This window comes from Rhodohalobacter sulfatireducens (genome assembly GCF_022012475.1).
GTDB classification, from domain to species: domain Bacteria; phylum Bacteroidota; class Rhodothermia; order Balneolales; family Balneolaceae; genus Rhodohalobacter; species Rhodohalobacter sulfatireducens.
The window spans coordinates 38,499-56,493 of sequence record NZ_JAKLWS010000010.1; the positions used below are offsets into that span (position 1 = coordinate 38,499).

Annotated in this window: 23 protein-coding genes; 15 read left to right on the forward strand and 8 right to left on the reverse strand. The window is 41.2% G+C overall.

Features of this window, described 5'->3' with window-relative positions:
* Positions 1-173: 173 nt before the first annotated feature.
* The 6 genes from L6773_RS09600 to L6773_RS09625 all read left to right on the forward strand — a co-directional run bounded on the left by L6773_RS09600 (position 174) and on the right by L6773_RS09625 (position 2,724).
* The gene (locus L6773_RS09600) at positions 174-416 is read left to right on the forward strand and encodes a FitA-like ribbon-helix-helix domain-containing protein (RefSeq protein ID WP_237853794.1); all 243 of its coding nucleotides are present in this window, start codon (positions 174-176) and stop codon (positions 414-416) included.
* Complete coding sequence (locus L6773_RS09605; RefSeq protein ID WP_237853796.1) at positions 413-814, forward strand: type II toxin-antitoxin system VapC family toxin; 402 nt, start codon at positions 413-415, stop codon at positions 812-814. The genes L6773_RS09600 and L6773_RS09605 overlap by 4 nt, the downstream gene beginning before the upstream one ends.
* 228 nt (positions 815-1,042) lie before the next feature.
* A complete protein-coding gene (locus L6773_RS09610; RefSeq protein ID WP_237853797.1) occupies positions 1,043-1,681 on the forward strand; it encodes a hypothetical protein in 639 nt (212 codons plus the stop codon).
* Positions 1,682-1,809: 128 nt separating this feature from the next.
* Complete coding sequence (locus L6773_RS09615) at positions 1,810-2,031, forward strand: addiction module protein (RefSeq protein WP_237853800.1); 222 nt, start codon at positions 1,810-1,812, stop codon at positions 2,029-2,031.
* 169 nt (positions 2,032-2,200) lie between these two features.
* On the forward strand, positions 2,201-2,434 hold the full coding sequence (locus tag L6773_RS09620; RefSeq protein ID WP_237853802.1) for an addiction module protein: 234 nt from the start codon (positions 2,201-2,203) through the stop codon (positions 2,432-2,434).
* Complete coding sequence (locus L6773_RS09625) at positions 2,431-2,724, forward strand: type II toxin-antitoxin system RelE/ParE family toxin (RefSeq protein ID WP_237853803.1); 294 nt, start codon at positions 2,431-2,433, stop codon at positions 2,722-2,724. The genes L6773_RS09620 and L6773_RS09625 overlap by 4 nt, the downstream gene beginning before the upstream one ends.
* Before the next feature lie 129 nt (positions 2,725-2,853).
* Here L6773_RS09625 and L6773_RS09630 read toward each other — a convergent pair whose 3' ends face one another.
* The 5 genes from L6773_RS09630 to L6773_RS09650 form a co-directional block, all read right to left on the reverse strand.
* The gene (locus L6773_RS09630; RefSeq protein ID WP_237853805.1) at positions 2,854-3,906 is read right to left on the reverse strand and encodes an SMP-30/gluconolactonase/LRE family protein; all 1,053 of its coding nucleotides are present in this window, start codon (positions 3,904-3,906) and stop codon (positions 2,854-2,856) included.
* 91 nt (positions 3,907-3,997) lie between these two features.
* Positions 3,998-4,606 carry a lysozyme gene (locus L6773_RS09635; protein WP_237853807.1) on the reverse strand — a complete coding sequence of 203 codons (609 nt, stop codon included), beginning with the start codon at positions 4,604-4,606 and terminating at the stop codon, positions 3,998-4,000.
* Positions 4,607-4,736: 130 nt separating this feature from the next.
* The gene (locus L6773_RS09640; protein WP_237853808.1) at positions 4,737-5,366 is read right to left on the reverse strand and encodes a lysozyme; all 630 of its coding nucleotides are present in this window, start codon (positions 5,364-5,366) and stop codon (positions 4,737-4,739) included.
* 313 nt (positions 5,367-5,679) lie between these two features.
* Complete coding sequence (locus L6773_RS09645) at positions 5,680-6,612, reverse strand: hypothetical protein (RefSeq protein WP_237853810.1); 933 nt, start codon at positions 6,610-6,612, stop codon at positions 5,680-5,682.
* A gap of 45 nt (positions 6,613-6,657) precedes the next feature.
* Positions 6,658-7,155 (reverse strand): hypothetical protein, encoded by a 498-nt coding sequence (locus L6773_RS09650; RefSeq protein WP_237853812.1) that lies wholly within the window; start codon positions 7,153-7,155, stop codon positions 6,658-6,660.
* A 515-nt stretch (positions 7,156-7,670) separates the two neighbouring features.
* On the opposite strand from L6773_RS09650, the gene L6773_RS09655 reads away from it, so the two are divergent.
* From L6773_RS09655 to L6773_RS09665, 3 genes are all read left to right on the forward strand, one after another.
* On the forward strand, positions 7,671-8,771 hold the full coding sequence (locus L6773_RS09655; protein WP_237853813.1) for a hypothetical protein: 1,101 nt from the start codon (positions 7,671-7,673) through the stop codon (positions 8,769-8,771).
* On the forward strand, positions 8,707-9,120 hold the full coding sequence (locus L6773_RS09660; RefSeq protein ID WP_237853815.1) for a hypothetical protein: 414 nt from the start codon (positions 8,707-8,709) through the stop codon (positions 9,118-9,120). The genes L6773_RS09655 and L6773_RS09660 overlap by 65 nt, the downstream gene beginning before the upstream one ends.
* A gap of 120 nt (positions 9,121-9,240) precedes the next feature.
* Positions 9,241-9,558, forward strand: coding sequence for a hypothetical protein (locus L6773_RS09665; protein WP_237853817.1), 318 nt, complete (start codon positions 9,241-9,243; stop codon positions 9,556-9,558).
* Between the two features lie 81 nt (positions 9,559-9,639).
* Here L6773_RS09665 and L6773_RS09670 read toward each other — a convergent pair whose 3' ends face one another.
* Positions 9,640-10,686, reverse strand: a complete 1,047-nt coding sequence (locus tag L6773_RS09670; protein ID WP_237853818.1) for an AI-2E family transporter — start codon at positions 10,684-10,686, stop codon at positions 9,640-9,642.
* A gap of 157 nt (positions 10,687-10,843) precedes the next feature.
* Here L6773_RS09670 and L6773_RS09675 point away from each other — a divergent pair, with 157 nt between their 5' ends.
* Positions 10,844-11,644, forward strand: coding sequence for a hypothetical protein (locus L6773_RS09675; protein WP_237853820.1), 801 nt, complete (start codon positions 10,844-10,846; stop codon positions 11,642-11,644).
* Positions 11,645-11,733: 89 nt separating this feature from the next.
* Positions 11,734-12,237, forward strand: coding sequence for a CIA30 family protein (locus tag L6773_RS09680; protein WP_237853821.1), 504 nt, complete (start codon positions 11,734-11,736; stop codon positions 12,235-12,237).
* A 61-nt stretch (positions 12,238-12,298) separates the two neighbouring features.
* Here L6773_RS09680 and L6773_RS09685 read toward each other — a convergent pair whose 3' ends face one another.
* Positions 12,299-13,270, reverse strand: coding sequence for a sugar phosphate isomerase/epimerase family protein (locus tag L6773_RS09685; protein ID WP_237853823.1), 972 nt, complete (start codon positions 13,268-13,270; stop codon positions 12,299-12,301).
* A gap of 740 nt (positions 13,271-14,010) precedes the next feature.
* Here L6773_RS09685 and L6773_RS09690 point away from each other — a divergent pair.
* The gene (locus L6773_RS09690; protein WP_237853825.1) at positions 14,011-14,625 is read left to right on the forward strand and encodes an HXXEE domain-containing protein; all 615 of its coding nucleotides are present in this window, start codon (positions 14,011-14,013) and stop codon (positions 14,623-14,625) included.
* Positions 14,626-14,751: 126 nt separating this feature from the next.
* On the opposite strand, the gene L6773_RS09695 is transcribed toward L6773_RS09690, so the two are convergent.
* A complete protein-coding gene (locus tag L6773_RS09695; RefSeq protein WP_237853827.1) occupies positions 14,752-15,534 on the reverse strand; it encodes a phosphatase PAP2 family protein in 783 nt (260 codons plus the stop codon).
* A 148-nt stretch (positions 15,535-15,682) separates the two neighbouring features.
* On the opposite strand from L6773_RS09695, the gene L6773_RS09700 reads away from it, so the two are divergent.
* The 3 genes from L6773_RS09700 (at position 15,683) to dgcN (ending at position 17,995) form a co-directional block, all read left to right on the forward strand.
* On the forward strand, positions 15,683-15,934 hold the full coding sequence (locus L6773_RS09700) for a hypothetical protein (RefSeq protein ID WP_237853828.1): 252 nt from the start codon (positions 15,683-15,685) through the stop codon (positions 15,932-15,934).
* Between the two features lie 24 nt (positions 15,935-15,958).
* Positions 15,959-16,327 carry a hypothetical protein gene (locus L6773_RS09705; protein WP_237853830.1) on the forward strand — a complete coding sequence of 123 codons (369 nt, stop codon included), beginning with the start codon at positions 15,959-15,961 and terminating at the stop codon, positions 16,325-16,327.
* A 666-nt stretch (positions 16,328-16,993) separates the two neighbouring features.
* On the forward strand, positions 16,994-17,995 hold the full coding sequence (gene dgcN, locus L6773_RS09710; RefSeq protein ID WP_237853832.1) for an N-acetyltransferase DgcN: 1,002 nt from the start codon (positions 16,994-16,996) through the stop codon (positions 17,993-17,995).

The window sequence follows — 17,995 nt, forward strand, 5'->3', positions numbered from 1 at the left end:
TTTCCACTTATGTGAACCATCTCCGCAGTATACATTACAAATTTATTGAATCATATTATGCAACGTATTCGAAAGGATTGTGAAATCTGCTCAATCATATGATATACCGCTTCTGTTGCAATAATCACCTCTTCTGATTAGTTTCATAATGAAACTAAATTAAATTCAATCTTATGCCTACAAGTATCACCATTCGAGATATACCTGATGATGTTTATGCCAAAATAAAAAAGCAGGCTGAGCTACATCATCGAAGTATTAACAGTGAAGTGATTGTTTATTTGAAAAAATTAGCTCAAAGCAATCGACGAGATCCAGACCAAATAATTACTCGTGCCAAAAAACTTAAACAGAAAGCGAAAGGCTCTCTTTCTATGGATGAAATTCAACAAGCAATTGACAAAGGCCGTCCATGATTGTTGTTGATACCAATGTAATTGCAACCATGTGGGTGCCAAATGACATGGATGAATGGGTTTACAAGGTTCTCAAGAAAGATGATGATTGGGTTGCTCCTCTTCTCTGGCGATCCGAATTTAGAAATATACTATCGATATATTTACGGAAGGAAATTTTAGAATTCTCCGTTGTTTTGCGAGTAACAGAAGAAGCTGAGCATTTGATGGAGGCCAACGAATTCGATGTTAACTCGACACAGGTTATGAGTCTTGTTGCAAATTCATCATGTTCAGCATATGATTGTGAATTTGTAGCATTGGCTGATGATTTAAATATTCAGCTGGTCACATTTGATAAAAAAATTGCTCGTGAATTTCCTGAGATCGCTATTAGCCCAAAAGAATTTGCTACATAATTAATAAAAGCGGTATAACTAGTGCATTTAGGGACACGCCTCCCTCCTACGCTACGGTTCAATGATTCTCCACATTTTCAATGAAGGTATGATGCTTCGGAGGACAGGCGCCAATTCTTTGCCCCTCTTGGTTTTAAGTCGCGTCTTTCGTTAGTTGCTAATTCAACATTTATTTGCGTGCAGCTTATGTGCCATGTCGTTAACTAAATAGATAAAAGGAGAACTTCTATGGATCGTCAGATTAATCACAAAACCATGCGTGTGATTGTTGGAGCGATAGCCGTCTTGCTTGCTCCAACGGTTTATTTGCTTGCTGGATCGGAAGAAACCTTAACATCAATCAGCATTTCGTACTGGACAGATGCACATGACATCTTTGTCGGCTCATTGGTGGTCGTAGGCTTTTTCCTTTCAGCCTACAACGGAACCGGGGGCAAAAAAGACTGGGAATTTTATTTGAGTAAAGCCTCCTGTGTTTTTGCCATTTGCGTTGCCCTTTTTCCGACCCAGGGATTCACCGGCTCTGATATACCGCCCGCCTGGACAACAACCGTAGCAAATGCTGTCAACCTTGAACCGATGAATATTCATTACGGGGCTGCCATTCTCCTGTTTGCATGCCTGATCGTGATGATGTGGTTTTTTTCAAACAGGGCGATGAAAAAAGGAAAAACCGGCCGTTCCTACACCTATCGCACCATCAGCGTACTCATGGTTCTCGGAATCCTTTCCATCTTTATTTACGGCAGAGCAACGGATTTGGAGAATATGGTTTTATGGATCGAAGTTTGGGGACTCACACTGTTTGGTATCGGGTGGCTGATTGCGGGATCCTACAAAAATGATCCCAACCTTGATGAAGCGTAAAGTGCTGGATGCTGAAAAATTTTTCACCCAGTCTATTATTCATACGCCTCTACCCTCCGACAAAATTATTTTCCTTTTTTCGAGTTTATTACCATACTACAGAAGTATTCAAAAGATTTGAAAAACCTATGATTAACAAAAAGATCAGAAAACAGGCACTTGAACTATCCCATCAAGAACGGGCGGAACTTGCACATATGTTGATAGACAGTCTTCAATCGGAGAAAGAGTTCAATTCGGAGGAAGCCTGGTCAAAGGAACTAAAAAAACGTATTGACAGGTATGAGCAAAGTGAGAGTTCTGCAAAGCCCTGGAGCGAAGTGAAAAAAAAATGCAAAGTCATTTCTTGACTGATGAGCAAAAGAGAGCTAAAAGTAACTCCAAAATTATATTAAATTCCCATCAAAAAGGCCGAGTCGGTTAAACACTGGACCGTTACACCCACTCTTCCACTCAATAAATAATTGTCAGAATTGTTCGTTTTTCAATAGATTGGAGAAAGAGACAAACCCCAAAACTATGATTACAGATTATAAAGAAATTCAGCATTCGGCTCTCGAATTAGACGAAAAACAACGCGCTGAATTAGCCAAAAAGCTTATTGATAGCCTTGATCAGCAAATTGATGATGATATTGAACAAGCATGGATTGATGAAGTAAAACAAAGAAAAGCTGAGATCAAATCGGGAAAGGTAGCTGCAATTTCAGGTCAAGAAGTGCATAAAGCCGCCCGAGAGTTTCTTAAAAAATGACTTTTCAATATCATCCTGAGGCAGCAAAAGAATTAACGAGTTCTATTCAATACTACGAAGAAAAATCTAATGGGCTTGGGGCTGAATTTCTTGATGAGATAGAAGAAGCCATCGCTCAGGCATTAGCACATCCTCAATCTGGATCTTTACTTAGCAAACAAGATCGAAGGATTTTACTTGACCGTTTTCCTTATGAAATTATTTATTTCGTTTCTGAAAATATAATCACTATTACTGCTGTCAAGCATATGAAACGAAAACCGGGTTATTGGGAAAAGCGCCTTAAATAAATAGCAGGTTGCGCAGTTGCTGCATCATTATCAATACCCCCTCACCCCACCGAAACCCGCGTTCACAAAATTCCCAACCATATCAATTTCCGGGATGAGCTTGGAACCTATAACAGATTTACTCTTCACTTACTTCAACGGAATACTCAACAGTTGGTCACTTGCAGTTATGAAGAGCGTTTTGCCGTCCTGGCCAATCGTACAATTTGCGGTAGGTTTATTGGTTTTGATTTTGCCGAGAACAGTTCCATCGGGTGAAAAGATCCAGACACCACCGGGGCCTGTTGCATAGATATTGCCGTTGGCATCTACATCCATGCCATCCTGGCTTCCCGGATCAACACCCACAAAATCACTGGCATCGTGGAATACACGACCGTTTGCAATATTGCCGTCTTCTGTCACATCGTATGCCATCCAGATCGGGTTTTCACCACTTGAATTTGCTACGTATAGAGTCTTTTCATTGGGAGAGAATTCAATCCCGTTTGGTCGGCTGAGTTCATCCGTTAAGAGTATCACCTCTCCCTCCGGTGTCACCCTGTAGACTCCCTGGAAATCAAGTTCTTTGGATGGATCATCTGCTTGTTCTTCCAAACCATAGGGCGGATCGGTAAAGTAAATATCGCCGTTGCTGTGCTGTACAAGATCGTTCGGGCTGTTTAACCGCTGCCCGTTGTAACTTCCCGCAATTGTAGTAAAATTTACCCCAGGTTCATCCAGTGGTGCGTCCATGCGTGCAATTCGCCGGTCACCATGCTGAGCCAACAACAAATCCCCCTCAAGGCTGAGATAAAGTCCGTTCGATCCCAACTCACCACCTCGAGGCTCCTCTCCTGTATAACCGGCCGGTTCAAGGTAGGGTGTAACTCCTTCGCCCGGTGTCCACTTGTGAATGATGTTATTCGGGATGTCGGAAAATAGTAAGAATCCATGCTCTTCCACCCAAACCGGACCTTCACTCCAGGCATATCCGCTGCCCAGCTCGGTCAGAACCGCTTCCGAATCAATCAGGTCGTTTACCGCATCGTCTAATACCTCTACATCTCCCGATGCAGTTTGTATACCCTCCTCAGCTTCCCTCTCTTCCTCACCGCAAGCCATAAGCATAATCCCTGTAATGATCGAAAGAATGAGAATTTTTGAAAAAATGATATGACGTATGTATTTGATATAATTCATCTTATTACTGTGTAATTTCGGTATGTTTTAAAAAAATAAAGTCCCATGATTTACAATATGAAATAAATTATTCATAAAAAATCATCCGGATTTACTGCAGTCTCAAAAACAGATCCCTCTCCTTCTCACGTCGGTTTACAAGAGCTTCATTCACCTGGCCGTTCACTTTGTTCCACAACAGAATAGCTTCGGCAGCTTCCTCCCATGCCTGCTCGTTCACCTTCCTTAAAACAGTAGATTCGGCAAAACCGCCCGGCCCGATGTTATAAGTGAGACAGACCATGGCACTGAATTCGTTTTCAGAAATTTCCACTTCCACCATGCGGCTAACGCTCTCCTCAAAGATCCTGAGATCTTCCCTCAGGTATTGTTCAGCTTCGGCCTCGGTAATCTTCATGCCTTCCGTTACTTCCTGGCTTCGTCCATACCCGATATACCAATTCCCTCGCTGATCTGAATAAGCCTCCAGGCGCAAACCTGTAAACTCCTTAATGATATCAATACAGGCATCATTTGTCCGGAATTCTTCTGCAGATTCTCGAGTTGGCTGCTCAGTTGCTTTAGGAATATTTCTTTCAACCGGCCTGTACGTTTCAATTCTCACAGGTTCTGAAGTTTCCGATTGCGCTGTTTTCTCGGAACTGCTGCAACCCGTTATCCATAAACAGATAACTATGATTAGACTACCTATTTTTTTCATATTCTACTCCTCGTTTAATTATATCCCCTTTATATCAAGTGAAGCCAATGCCTTGTAGATGCAAATGTAGTTAATTGCAACCTAAACTCCTTAAAGTCAATAATAATAAACTGCAAAAATTTAAGATTGTTTAATCCACGCTTAGAAACAACTCTCTCTCCATTTCCCGGCGGCTTACGAGGTGTGAATTCACCTGTCCATTAACTTTATTCCACATTAAAATGGCATCAGCAGCTTCATCCCACTTCTCTTCGTTTACTTTTCTCAATACGGTGGACTGGCCAAAGTTTCCTGAGCCGATGTTATAAGATAAACAGACCATCGCGCTAAATTCATTATTGGTTACACCTACCCCTACCATCTGGCTTATGTTTTCCTCGAAAACCCTGAGATCTTCACGTAGTAACTGTTCAGCTTCGGCTTCTGTAATTGTCATTCCCTCAGTCACACCACCCTGGTGACCATATCCGATATACCAATGTCCACTGAGGCCTTGATAGGCTTCAAGCCGTAATCCTTCGGATTCTTTGATAATATCAATACATGTATCATTGGTTCGATACAAATTTGCCGGCTGGCGAAGCAATACTGCTTCGGTAGAAACAACTTCCGGTTCAACTGGTTCAACCGTTTCAACGATCTCTTCAGCTACCGGTGTTTCAGGAGGCGCTGATGTTTCTGGTTCTACTGTTTTCTCAGCGGTGCTGCAAGCTGTAACCCAACAACATGTGATAATGATAAGACAGGCTTTACGATACATGGTATTCTCCATTTTTACCTTTGGAAAGTGATTGAAAAAACTACAACTCGTGGTTTTTAATGTAGTTAATTGATTTTAAAAAAACTCATCCGTTGTATTTTTTCATTTGATCCATCAAATAGGTTCAACTTAATCACAACTTATTTACAGGAAAATTAAAAATTTTTAGTTATTGGATATTCGGATAGATATGAAATAATTAAGTCAAAAATTTTAAAACTATCTCAAAAACATATTGATTGACTCGGTTCACTGAAGGTGATTTACAACGCAAATTAAACGAGCATATCACAAACAATTAAAAATTCTTGGTTTAGAGTTTCAGACTCCATCCTATTCCAAAAACCTGGTCGGCAGATGATTCACTCAAGCCAAGAGTAAACGTACTATTTAATGAAATTCGATTAGATGCAAAAAGTCCAACCCCAAAACTGAGATTCATGGGGGGATCGTAATCCTTAATAATCTCTGTATATCCGCTAAATGTACTGTTGATAAACCACTTCCCTTGTCCGAATGTCCGTGTGAGCCCGGCACTGTAAGTAAGAGGATCTTTTAATTCCAGGTCGGGCATATTTCCAAGCCACCATCTCATGAAATTAGTATACATAAAGAATTTTCCAAAGCGCTGGGAAAGGGATATCCCGACTCCATAATCCCACTCGCCGGTACCAAACCCGTTGTTTGGATCAGCAAATGGAATTTTGAATCCTGAGTTTAACTGAATGTTGCTGGAACCTGAGCCCGAACTGTATAATTTGAGACTTGCATAAATATTTGGATCTCCAAAGCTGGATTGAGTATATGAAGTGGTATCTGGAAGTGTGATTGGTACTTCTTCAGATTCGGCAACTAGAATCGGAGTACTATAGCTTCCACTACCGTATTGATTTTTTGAACCATTCCCATTTTTGCCTCCCTTACCGGGTCTGCGACCCGTCGAATCTGCGAGACCTCCATGCTGAGGACCACCGGTTGGTAATTGTCCGGCTGCACTGTATGAGATCCATGGTGAATTTTGAACAATAAACGGCACGGAAAAGGAGACGGAGAATTTATCTCCTACATAGCCCAATCCATTGGATGCAGAAAAACTGCTCGTTGATTCATCAAAAAAATAGGAGCCGGTTGCGTACTGTACATTCCCATGGTATGATACCTGTTGAGCCTGTACACAACCGACTACCAAAGTAACCCCAAGTAACGCCACCGTGAATATTCTGCGATTTCGTCTCTGGATTTCCAATTGGACCTCCTCTCATAGTTACCTGTTTCGAAAAACAAGCCTTGGTTAATTTGATTGATGAATTCTATCTTGATCTCGCAACCTATCTCTTATTTGATCCATCGTTTGCAAGGCATCTTCAGCCTGACCAGTCATGTCATTCAGGTGCAGTCGCAGGCGGTCCATGTCTCGTTGCATGTCTCGATCCTGAATCATATCACGATCTTGCAGCATTAGGTTACACTGCTGGGCTGCATTTTTCATGTTGCCAATGGTCAGTCCGAGTTGTTCACCAAATCGATGCATATTTTGAAATTGGTTTCGCAACTGTTCATTCTGTGTTTGCTGCATTCGACGATTCATATCCTGGTTCATTGCATAGGTACGTTCCTGAAGTCGATTCATCCGCTGCATCATTTGCTGCATCTGCTGCATATGTTGCTGCATTTGTTGTTGCATCTGTTGCTCCTGTTGTTGCTGTTGCTGCTGTTGTTGTTGCTGACCTCGTTGTTGAGCAAAAACATTAACAGTCAAAAAAAGCAGCATCAATAGTACTGAAGTCATTCTTGTTATTTTTTTCATGACATCTCCTGATCTCTGATTATTGGTAAGATGATCTACAAAAGTAGTTTAGACATAAACAAGCTTTGGAAATAACAATTAACTCAACACAGCATGTAATTAAATTCCGCAAATTAGCATAGTACAAATGACTACAAGGCTTCGAAATATACGGTTCTCCCGATCTATCCTGCCTTTCAGATTAACTGCATCATCAATTTATGCGGCATCTAGAGTATTTTATTTAAGCAAATTCCTGCTTTTTAAATCTATAGGGTAACGTCAGGGCAAACTACTCTTTGTATTTGCTCTATATCTTTTCTGTACAAAAATAAAAAAGTAATTACAGTACAGGAGGGTAAGCAATATTCTTACAAATGTGATTGAAATACCTTTCATATCAGAATAGTAAATCATAGTAGTCTTCTGGGGTTTAAGGAGGATATTATATAACAAGAAAGAGTGAGTAATTATGCTCAAAAACAAGAACAAAAATAAACAAGATGAGAGGTAAACAGATGAGAACAACAAAAAGATATCTGCAAAACTTACTGCCTCTTTTATTAATTCTAATCTGGGCGTGCGAAACCCCATTAGAAATATCAGATAAGGCAGAAGTAAGTTCGTTGGACTCCGATTTGATCGCGTTGGCAAAACCAACAGATGGAGATAAGGTAGGTAATAATCTGTCTTTTCCAGTTATATGGTCAGATGGAGTAGTGAAACCTTTAAGAGGTACATATGGTACTCCACAATTTGACGGATTATTTTTTACAGCCGATGGATATGATTGGTATGTACAAAATGATGATCTGAACACATGGCAGGCTGCTTCTGTAAATGCCGTTACAGAAGTAGGTTACGAATCTCCGGTGGTTGTTTCTTCCATTGACTGGGGAGACAACCTGGAATCAAAAGCATGGCCGTTTGGTGCACAGGTTCGGGTTGAAACAGTACTTTACAAAACCTTGAGCACACCAATGGATGCCTATACAATGCAAATCGAAGATCCAAGTGTTTCGGGCCTTGCAGAAGTATGGGGAACCAATGGAGTAATCTATCCAAGTAGTGAGGCTACTGTGTATTCCGGTACAGCCAAACTGGTGATTCAGCAACTGCTTAAAGAACGCGATGATCCTACATTGACAACCACCTGGGACCCGGTACTTTCTCAATGGACAGGTGACATCGGATCTCCGCTATTTGAAAGTGGTGTATGGAACGCAGTGGATGGACCATCCGGATATTCAGCCGAGATCAACGTTCAAGGAAAAGTAATCTACGGATACAACTGGGTGACCCGTAGAACTGCTGCTGGCCCCGGGGACTATCGAATTACGTTTGTCCTGGATCCCAACAGCATCGTGACCTACAATACCGACTTCGACAGTAATACAATTATCGTACTCAAAGAAGAAGAAGAGGAAGAAGTTGTCATTCAAGAGGAACCAGACCTTGCTGGTGGAGTAGCTATAATTGATGCTGTGAATAACCTTACCTATATGGATGTTCGCCTTACACTAAAAAGCGGTAGCGGAAAACCCGGTGGCGGTGATGGAAATAAAGGTAACGGCGGCGGTAAACCTGATGATGGCGGTAAAGGTCAGAAAGGCAACTAATAATTTAAATCAAACTTATAAACCACAAGAATTGCCGGTTAAGAAATTGTCATTAACCGGCAATTTTTTTGTAAAGAAAGGGAGAAATATTATGAAATTGCTAAATTTATTAGTAATGGTTCCTATAGCATTCTTGATACTGCTGACTAGCTTTGATAGTCCAACGGGAATTAACGAAGACAAGCTCCAATCCAATTCGTCCATATCTGAAGAGTTGTTTCAAACAAATTTTGGAATAGATAAATTGCATGCAACAGCTGAATTTTGGGCAAAATGGCAGGGATGTGACGGCGGCCATGATAATCCAGATGACAATAGTGGTGGATACAGTGGAAATCTTGAAGATTGAACCACTCACCATGACTCTGAAGCTTATGAAGGTGGATATTAAGATGGCTATCATTGAGCTCAGGGATGTAAGGGAGCACGTCCTGATCGTGAATTTTATCTGCAGTTTAATGCTAAACTCATGAAAGATGTAAAAGGAGCTGTTGATTTCAAGGGGAGATCGGACTATGAAGGAGTTAATTTCAACTGTCCGGTAAGTTGGATTCAGGCTGGTAAGGAATCAAACGAAATAGTATATAGATGTGTAGTAAACGGAGGAGGATTGAATCGTGGGTGTCTTCTCTTTTCAATGCAAGATAATGGAGAAGGTAAAAATATGGCAGCAGATCGAGTACTGTGTCGACTCTATGGATTTTCAAATGCACCCTGCCATTTGCCCGATCACTTTCCAAAAGGTTTCCCGATTGCACTATACGCCAGTACCTTACTTGTGCATTAATAAAATCCGATATTCTTAAATAATATTCTATTCATTCGGGCAGATCTTTTCTCCTGAATAAGCCTCATCAATCTTAAAAAATTACGGTTTACCCAAAAGAACACCGATCGGTTTCAGTTGTTCAAACTCGTCAAAAATCACCTTCAAAACTCCAACAATCGGGATGAACAAAATCATGCCCGAAACGCCCCAAATAGAAGCTCCGGCAAAAATGGCGATCAAAGCAACCAGCGGATTTAATTTTACCTGAGAGCCCACCACATAAGGAGTAATCAGGTTGTTTTCTAATAACTGTATCAGCCATAAAGAGATGAGTACACCAACCGGATAGAACAATGATCCGGACGTTGCCAGCGAATATAACACTACAACTACGGACGAGATAAAGACTCCGATATAGGGAATCAGGTTAAAGAGAGCCAGGAATACAGCAAAGAAAAAAGCGAATTTTATATCGAAAAGAGTCAGAACTATATAAAATAGGACGGCTACGATAAGGGTTACAATGACCAGTCCCCGCAAATACTGCTGTACCACCTTCATGATTTTATTGAAGATGGTTTGAGTTTGCTGATAATGGACTGCAAGCTGAATTGTACCCCTATAGAATTGATCTCTGTAATAGAGCATAAAAAAGATATAGAGCGGTATAACGCTGATCACCGTAATGATCCGAAATACGGAATAGAGTGAATTCCTAACTTCCGTGAGTCCCGTTTGAATGAATTGAGAAATGGAATTTAATGCCTGTTGAGTTAAAAGTTCATGAGAGATACCAAGCCGAATTTCAAGCAGGTGCTGCAGCTCCGAAGTCCAGGCACTCAGAGTACTGGTTACAGCCGGAATATCTCCAAGCAAACCCGCCACTTGTACAGACAACAGGTAAAGTATAAATCCAACCAAAACTGTTACTACCAGAAGCACGGTGATGATTGCGAGCCATCGGGGAAATTTTATATGTTCCAATTTTTCCGTCAGCGGCAATATTAACAGGGCAATGAATACCGCCCACACCAATGGAAGTAAGATAAATTGAGTCTCGATCATAATGTGAACCGTTAAAACCCCGATCACTAACAAAGCAGCGGTTTTTAACAGCGTCGAATTTTCCATCTTCTCTTGAGCCATAATGTAATATGAGTAGAAAGGTGATTCATATTCAATCAGGAATACCCTTATAAAAACAGTCAGTTATCCACTACATTATAAAGTAAATCACGACTACAGACTTGAACTCAGTAATCCAATATATAGTAATTATAAAATCATTAAATGAGAGTTAATAATGTTCAATACAGATCTGTTTAAGAAGATTTTAACTATAACATTCATTATTACCCTTTTTTCTTACACTGAGGCTTTTTCCCAGTATAGGGCTTCTTTGGTTGAAAAGTCGTTACTATCTTCCTCAATTCAAGATTCTGTAACAGCAGAGCAGCAAGAAATTTTACTTGGCTTGATGGACCAGGGTTTTCAAACACTGTCCGATCAAGGTCGAAGGGGGCGCCGGACTGGCGGATTTGTATTACTTGGCCTTGGTGCAGGGACCGCTGTAGGAGGAGCAGCAACGTTAGCTTTTGGTGAAGGAGATGATGCGCGAATGGTCGGTTATTCACTCTTAGGCGGGGGTGCACTACTCAGTGGCTTGAGCCTGATTCCGTTTAATATTCGATCTGAATCCGAACGGTTAAATGAGGAGTTCGAACAGATGCCGGAAAGGACCCCGCGTGAAATTCAGCAAAAATATGTCTATTGGGACAGGCGTTTTTCAGAACTGGCTCAAAAATGGCGCAGAGAACGGATTATTGGCGGGGTTACGACCATCGTCTCCGGCGGGATTACGAGCATTGCAGTTGCCTATTCATCAGATTCAAATGATCCGAATACATATATCTGGCCTGCAGTAGGCGGATTGATTGGAGGTATTTCCAGTTTCCTTATTGAATCTGACAAGGAAAGCCAATATAAAATCTACCGAGGTGCAAAAAACGACCTCTTATCAAACAGGCATCAAGCAGAATGGAACGTCAGATTGGCTCCAACTGTGTACGGCGGACTGGTTGGTTCGATTCATGTACAATTTTAAAATGATCTCCCTCAGAAAATTGTATTGTAGATAAGATCCTTTAACCGAATCCTGAGTGTCTTCACAATTAATCGAAAACATATTCATGAATGATGTCTAAAACAGCCAAAGTACTATTTGACAGCAGCAAATCAACAAGCCTTAATAATTGGAGAATTGTAGACGATGTGGTGATGGGGGGGCGATCAAATGGAGCGATTGAATTCACGCCAGAAGGACACCTCCAATTTTCAGGGACGATATCCCTGGAAAATAACGGGGGATTTTCATCACTACGTTACGATTGCCCAAACACGGCTGTTGAAGGCAACAGTGTCATTAGGGTACGATTAAAAGGGGATGGCAAGCAATACCAATTCCGGGTCCGGCATAAAAACGACAGGCATTCGTTCATCACCTATTTCAATACGAAAGGTGATTGGCAATCTGTTGAATTTACTTTGCGAGAGCTCTACCCTACCTTCCGTGGCAGGCGTTTGGATCTTCCTGATTTTAACCATGATTCAATCAGCGAAATCGGTTTTTTGATTGGAAATAAGAAAGCCGAAACCTTCAACCTGCTAATTGACAGAATCGAATTAGTCAATCCCTGAGTATGAAAGTCCACCAATAACTAAAAGATTTCTGACAGGTTATTGATGGATTTGAATTGACTCAATTCAGATCAGCCATCGCATTCGTAAGAACCGTATGTGTTCTCTCATAACTCTCCTTCAAAATTGTCCGGGCATCCATTGAATCCCAATATTCTCGGTTAAAGAGTTCAACTGAAAATCCTCCGCGGAATCCGGCATTATATAGTTTGGGTATAACATCTTCATAAGGACAAATTCCTTCACCGGGAAAAACTCTGTCGGCATCCGTCAGTTCATCCCTCGGCGGATTGGCCGGGTAATCATTCATATGCATCACGGATAGCTTGCCCGCATTAACCAGATTGATGGTATCCCAATCATTTCCACCGCGGTAGACGTGGTAAAAATCAAACAAAACAGTGGCATCGGGGTGACCACTTGCAATTGCGATATGAACACAATCAGATACTCTATGAAGGGCTCCGGTTCCCCAAACTTCCAGGATGGGAATCACACCGGTTTGATCACCGAGTTCCAAGATAGCTCGATAGCGATCGGCATATTCATCAAGTTTTGAGAGATCGATCGAATCTATTCCCTGAACAGGTGCGGCAATATAGTTTCCACCCATCGCCGCAATCATCTCCATGTCGCTGCGAAGCAGATCAAGTGCTTCTGCACGGGTATTAGCGTCATCACTGATCCACTCCGAAAAACCAATCATATTCTCGAGCAGAAGATTGTTTGATGAAAGCAATTCACCCAGCTCTTCAGCCGTACCACCTGCATCGATAAAACTACGAATATCGCGTACCCACATCTCTATACCATCAAAACCGGCATCGCCCACCATCCGTATCTGTTCATCTGCCGGTAACTCATATGCCTGAAGCGTGGAGGTGTTCATACTGATTCGAAAAGGTAAATCGTGAGTTTGTGCTCTATTATTTACAGGCTTACTCTTTGAAAAACCGAAACCGGTTGCAGCTCCCATAACAGCAAGACCGCTGTTTCGAATCATTTGCCTTCGCGACATTTTATTATCAGACATAGAAAAACTCCACAAATTTTAAATATTCAGTGACGAGCACATAAATAAAAAAATCTAGTTAAAAAGTCAGAGAACTATCATCCTCTTTTCAAATTTTTTCAGATTCTTTTTATATCTGTCTGATAAAATCTCTAAACTTTATGCGAAACAGTCGCCTTAAATTGAATCATAAAAACGTTTCATAAATCGAGCTACCTGAAAAAGTTATAATGAACTACCTCGGGCAGAGCCCGCGAGGTATCAACGAAGAACCCGTAACATTTTGGGCAATACATGGCTTTTTTTTGGAATGTCCTCCTTTCGCCGCGTCCCGAAACATCGGGGAAGGGGGCAATGGGGATGATTCATTGTGGATCAGAATTCTAGTCATTGACATTTTTAAACTCAGAAAGTCATCCCCCGGCTCACTCCGCCTGTCCTCCGAAGCCTTGGGCGCAGGCGGGCCTGTCCTCCGAAGCCTTTGACGTAGGATGTAAAGGGGAATTTTCATCTTTTTCCGACCCAGAGGGACAGGGAATTAAACCACTTATCATTAAAAAATTTATAAGGTCTCTAATTAAGACTTGTTGGTCTTGTTAATTTTCATACATTGTTTGTGTTCAAGCTCAAGCTTATCATCTGTTTATAAAAAATTTATGGTTTGTTATTTCGGCTTTTTTAGTGTAGTAAAGTAGTACCATCTCCCTGCTTCATTCCCGGGACAGAGCTATATAAAGCCGGAAACGCCTTAACCTTTATTTATGCAAATACTGAGAAATCACTGGTATGATCTTGGCGGATTTCTGGCTGTCATTACATCTATTTACCTGGTTCTAAATTTCTACGATTTTACCTACTATAAGAGCGTAGTTTATATAAACCTGATTTCACTTTTTTTACACCAACTGGAAAAGTTTCGAATTGTTGGCACATATCCCGAAATGGTAAATAGAACTCTTTTCGAAAGTGATATTCCAGACCGATACCCTTTAAATACACAAACTGCACTTATCAATAATATTGGAATTGGGTGGTTATTTTATGTGGGAGCGGCTGTTTTGGCTGAATCGGCCATCTGGCTTGGAATTGCAACTATCGTACTCTCATTTGGCAGCTTTATTGCTCATGTATTCTTTTTTAATATCAAGGGAGGCACCTTTTTTAATGCCGGTATGATTACGAGTATCCTTCAATATTTACCTGTTACTGTAGTGTTTTTCTGGATTGTTATAGATCAGGATTACGCTTCTCTTCCTGATTACCTGATAGGCATTCCCCTTGGAGTATTATTGATTTTCCTGTACTACCTGAAAATGACAGATTGGTTAAAAGACAGAGATACTACATTCATCTTCCCGGTCAGAAATATAGTGTAAGGAATTGTACGATTGAGTTAAAATCAGGGGAATGATTTTTAGAAGGAGAAAGAGATTGTATAGATCTTCACACGGTATATGTTTTTCAAAAAATCTTTGATGTAGGAAGATATCGTCTATCGATCTCTAAAACGAAATATTAAGAGTCAGAGAAAAATTGTCGTACCCGGCAGTGGGAATAACCTGCACACGATCTGTCTGTAAACTCAGGTGTTTTTTTGCAAGGTAATGACCCATTGAAAATCCGATTGCTGCACCGGCGGTTACATCACTGAACCAATGCCTGCCTTTGGCTACTCGGGCAACCGCTGTTCCTATGGGAACCACCATCAGGGCGTATGTTATCGGTCCGGGATAGTACACCATCCAGGGGGTTACCAGTGCAAAAGCTGTAGCGGTATGACCGGAAGGAAACGAGGTTCCGCCCGGCTGTACAAAATCAAAATCATAGGGTCCATCCTCTTGATAAGGTCGCTCTCTGCCAAATATAAATTTAGCTGTATTCACCGTTAGTTTTGTCATCAGAAGTGATTGCAAGGACGTAAAGGCTGCGTCTTGAAATTTCCTGTTGTTGGTTACCAGGGATGATGCAAATATTCCCGCTGAAGCTGCTCCCGCAATCTTCCAATCACCCCATAAATTAGTGAAATGAAGAAATTCTGACTGACCATACTTATTCTGGAAATGCCGGCTCGAAATATCATCTTCTATTGCGATTACAGAGAGGCTCACACCCACTGACGCCACTTTAAGCATCTGTGCGGAACCAAAATCAGTGAATATATTTACAGGATCTTCCTTCAGCCAATACAAAAAACGATCAGCCCCATCTTGCGCAAAACAATTCTGACTAAGAAGTACTATTGTCAGAATAATGAGACTAATTATAAAGGCATTTTTTGATTGCATATAAAAACCATATTACTAATACGGTAAATAAAAACAAATCTTGAAGTAACTTTTTCTAACTCAATCCACAAGTTAAGGCAGGTCAAAAGTCTTATATATAAAATGATCTTGAATGTTAAATAATGATTCTCAACCTTATTGACTGATCATGAATCAAAAAAAACACGTTGTAATAACGGGGACAGGCAGAACCGGAACAACTTTTTTAGTTGAACTTTTAACCCATCTTGGATTAGATACCGGTTTTGAAATTGAGAATATTGACCATTTTAAGAGTGATCTTTCTAATGCAGGTTTGGAATACAGAATCGGTTCGGAAAATTGCCCATACATCGCAAAGGATCCATGGTTTTGTGATTATGCAGAAGAAGTCATTCAGCGAGATGATATCATCCTCTAGCACGTATATATTCCTGTTAGAGATTTGAACTCCGCCGCCGAAAGCCGAAGATATGTAACAAAAAAAGGCTATTCTGAACTCTCATCTATCGGAAAATTCAAACACTTGTTTAACCCGAAAGAGTTTCCAGGAGGTTTGTGGCACACCAAATCAACAGGCAATGGAAAGCAAGAAGAAGTATTACTAAACCAATTATACAAGGTAATCTATCAGTTATCCGGAGGTTCTACTGATGTTACTTTAATGCAGTACCCAAAAATTACGAGAGATCCGAAATATCTCTATAAAAAATTAGAATTCATCTTGGAGGGTATTCAGTTTGATATGTTTAAAGCCACATTCCAGGAAGTGGTTCAGCCGGATATCGTACATCAGTTCCATAGTGATGACTAATGAGTTTGTTGTAATTTTGTTTGATTTATCCAGATATGCCTGACTGTATATTTACGATCACTCCGATAATTTTAGACTTAAACGGATAGGGTTAAAAAGAAATTTAATCTTCACTTCCACCTTATTCTTCTATACACTGAGTTCATTTTCAGTCAAAATTTCTGGAAAACTATGACAGATGCTCACTAGCAGGCACCTGAACTTTGCTGGGATCTGAGACAGATTATTCATTGAAATAGATACGGGTACCGGATAACAATTTCCTAAACCTTGAGTTTCAGAATAGACGAATATCAAGCAGTGATCAGGAACTTGTCTTACAATATCACGCGTACTTTCAGCACAAAGTAATTCACTGTTTGACGGTACTTGATTGGATTCCATGGGTGTAATATTCCGGTATTTGATACACTTTAAGGCTCAACCTTCACTGTAGTTGGGAATCACAGGAACAGAGCAGGGTAATACAGCTTTTACCATTGTCTCACAAAAAGATGCAACAGACATCTACTACTTTTTTCAGGAGATAATGACATAAAATTCGGTGATACTAATTCTCATTCAAAGAACTATTTTTTGATTTAACAACAGTTTGTCAAAATGGTAAATGATTCCATTTATTGGTATCATTTGCCGCTTTAAGACAGAAATGAAACCATTTTAACTATGCTCAAAACACCATACCTCCTGTTTTTAGGCGATGCCCACGACCAACTTGCAGCCAAAGTAGCCAAAGGTATCTGCGACTGGCGTCCTGAATATGCCATCGGCCAATTACGACTTCCGGGCTGTGACGCAGACGTTGGATTACCAGATTTGACACTTGAAGAAGCTCGCAATGCTGGGGCAAAAACAATGGTGATTGGCGTGGCCAATCGTGGTGGTGTAATCTCAGAAACCTGGAAAGATGTGATGGTTGAAGCCCTTGAAAGCGGATTTGATCTGGCCTCCGGGCTTCATAACCGTCTTCAGGATAATCCACACCTTTCCGATGCCGCAGCACGTCATGGACAGGAACTAATTGATGTACGGGTCCCTCAGCATCAATATCCCATCGCAACGGGAGAAAAGAGAACCGGTAAGCGTTGCCTGACGGTTGGGACGGATTGCTCTGTCGGAAAAATGTATACGTCGCTGGCACTTGAGAAAGAGATGAAAGCCAGGGAGATGAATGTTGATTTCAGAGCCACTGGCCAATCCGGTATTTTGATTACAGGCGAAGGTGTTCCGGTGGATGCCGTCATTGCTGATTTCATGGCCGGATCGGTTGAATGGCTCACTCCCGATAACGATCCCGATCACTGGGACCTCATTGAAGGCCAGGGTTCCCTGTTTCACGTCTCATTTTCCGGGGTAACAATGGCATTGATTCATGGAGGTCAGCCCGATGCCCTTGTTGTTTGTCATGAACCGACACGAACTCACATGCGCGGTATTCCCAATTTCGGGCTTCCCACGTTAGAAGAGGTCCGCGACCTATCCCTGAAGGTAGCCCGGGTAGTAAACCCCGACTGCAAAGTGATTGGAATTTCTGTGAACACCTCAGCCTTAAATGAAAATGAGGCGAAAAACTATCTCGCTAATGTAGAAGAACAGATAGGTCTCCCAACGGTAGATCCCTATCGACAGGGAGCTGCCCGACTCGTGGATGCCCTTGAGGAGCTTTAA

Excerpts from the sequence above, each read along its gene's own strand:
- L6773_RS09600 (WP_237853794.1), top strand. The coding sequence starts at position 174 with ATGCCTACAAGTATCACCATTCGAGATATACCTGATGATGTTTATGCC.
- L6773_RS09605 (WP_237853796.1), top strand. The coding sequence starts at position 413 with ATGATTGTTGTTGATACCAATGTAATTGCAACCATGTGGGTGCCAAAT.
- L6773_RS09610 (WP_237853797.1), top strand. The coding sequence starts at position 1,043 with ATGGATCGTCAGATTAATCACAAAACCATGCGTGTGATTGTTGGAGCG.
- L6773_RS09615 (WP_237853800.1), top strand. The coding sequence starts at position 1,810 with ATGATTAACAAAAAGATCAGAAAACAGGCACTTGAACTATCCCATCAA.
- L6773_RS09620 (WP_237853802.1), top strand. The coding sequence starts at position 2,201 with ATGATTACAGATTATAAAGAAATTCAGCATTCGGCTCTCGAATTAGAC.
- L6773_RS09625 (WP_237853803.1), top strand. The coding sequence starts at position 2,431 with ATGACTTTTCAATATCATCCTGAGGCAGCAAAAGAATTAACGAGTTCT.
- L6773_RS09630 (WP_237853805.1), bottom strand. The coding sequence starts at position 3,906 with ATGAATTATATCAAATACATACGTCATATCATTTTTTCAAAAATTCTC.
- L6773_RS09635 (WP_237853807.1), bottom strand. The coding sequence starts at position 4,606 with ATGAAAAAAATAGGTAGTCTAATCATAGTTATCTGTTTATGGATAACG.
- L6773_RS09640 (WP_237853808.1), bottom strand. The coding sequence starts at position 5,366 with ATGTATCGTAAAGCCTGTCTTATCATTATCACATGTTGTTGGGTTACA.
- L6773_RS09650 (WP_237853812.1), bottom strand. The coding sequence starts at position 7,155 with ATGACTTCAGTACTATTGATGCTGCTTTTTTTGACTGTTAATGTTTTT.
- L6773_RS09655 (WP_237853813.1), top strand. The coding sequence starts at position 7,671 with ATGAGAACAACAAAAAGATATCTGCAAAACTTACTGCCTCTTTTATTA.
- L6773_RS09660 (WP_237853815.1), top strand. The coding sequence starts at position 8,707 with ATGGAAATAAAGGTAACGGCGGCGGTAAACCTGATGATGGCGGTAAAG.
- L6773_RS09665 (WP_237853817.1), top strand. The coding sequence starts at position 9,241 with ATGAAAGATGTAAAAGGAGCTGTTGATTTCAAGGGGAGATCGGACTAT.
- L6773_RS09670 (WP_237853818.1), bottom strand. The coding sequence starts at position 10,686 with ATGGCTCAAGAGAAGATGGAAAATTCGACGCTGTTAAAAACCGCTGCT.
- L6773_RS09675 (WP_237853820.1), top strand. The coding sequence starts at position 10,844 with ATGTTCAATACAGATCTGTTTAAGAAGATTTTAACTATAACATTCATT.
- L6773_RS09680 (WP_237853821.1), top strand. The coding sequence starts at position 11,734 with ATGATGTCTAAAACAGCCAAAGTACTATTTGACAGCAGCAAATCAACA.
- L6773_RS09685 (WP_237853823.1), bottom strand. The coding sequence starts at position 13,270 with ATGTCTGATAATAAAATGTCGCGAAGGCAAATGATTCGAAACAGCGGT.
- L6773_RS09690 (WP_237853825.1), top strand. The coding sequence starts at position 14,011 with ATGCAAATACTGAGAAATCACTGGTATGATCTTGGCGGATTTCTGGCT.
- L6773_RS09695 (WP_237853827.1), bottom strand. The coding sequence starts at position 15,534 with ATGCAATCAAAAAATGCCTTTATAATTAGTCTCATTATTCTGACAATA.
- L6773_RS09700 (WP_237853828.1), top strand. The coding sequence starts at position 15,683 with ATGAATCAAAAAAAACACGTTGTAATAACGGGGACAGGCAGAACCGGA.
- dgcN (WP_237853832.1), top strand. The coding sequence starts at position 16,994 with ATGCTCAAAACACCATACCTCCTGTTTTTAGGCGATGCCCACGACCAA.